The 742-nt window shown below is 66.3% G+C and carries 1 protein-coding gene; it reads right to left on the bottom strand.

What is annotated here, in order from left to right:
• A partial coding sequence (locus WA670_RS45045; protein ID WP_336162306.1) for a PHP domain-containing protein occupies window positions 1–742 on the bottom strand: 742 nt, incomplete at both ends.

Genomic DNA, 742 nt, shown 5'->3' on the forward strand with positions numbered 1-742 from the left:
TCGGTGTGTCCTTCGGGGACGTCGAAGACCGGCATCCGGTCCTTGTGCGTGTACACGTCCTCGTACGACTCGACCCGCTCCGCGATCAGCAACGTGTTGTCCGCCGCCCCCGGGACTTCCCGGTCCCAGTACTCGCGCATCTCCTCCGCGGACTTCAGGAAATAACCGTCCCCGTCGAACTTGAACCGCGTCGGGTCGTTGAGCGTCTTGCCCGCCTGCACGCACAGCAGCGCCGAGTGCGTGTCCGCCTGGTCCTTCGTCACGTAGTGCGAATCATTCGTGGCCAGCGGCGGGAGGTCCAGCAGCTTCCCGATCTCCAGCAAACCCTCGCGCACCGACCGCTCGATCGGCAGCCCGTGGTCCATCAACTCCAGGAAAAAATTCCCCGCGCCGAAAATGTCCTTGTAATCCGAGGCCGCCTGGATCGCCGCCTCCCGCTGCCCCAGCCGCAACCGGGTCTGCACCTCGCCCGACGGGCAGCCGGTCGTCGCGATGATCCCGGACGCGTTCTCCGCGATCAGCTCCCGGTCCATCCGCGGCTTGCGGTAATACCCCTGGATCGACGCCAGCGACGACAGCTTGAACAGATTCCGCAACCCCGTCGCGTTCCCCGCCACCATCGTCATGTGCGTATACGCACCGCCACCCGAGACGTCGCCGCCCTCGCCGAACTCGTCCGACCCCCGCTGCGACGCCTGCCCCCAGAACACCGGCTTCTTGTGAAACCGCGACTCCGGCGCGA

Origin of the sequence: Amycolatopsis sp. VC5-11, from assembly GCF_037034185.1 — a bacterium.
Taxonomy (GTDB): Bacteria; Actinomycetota; Actinomycetes; order Mycobacteriales; family Pseudonocardiaceae; genus Amycolatopsis; species Amycolatopsis nivea.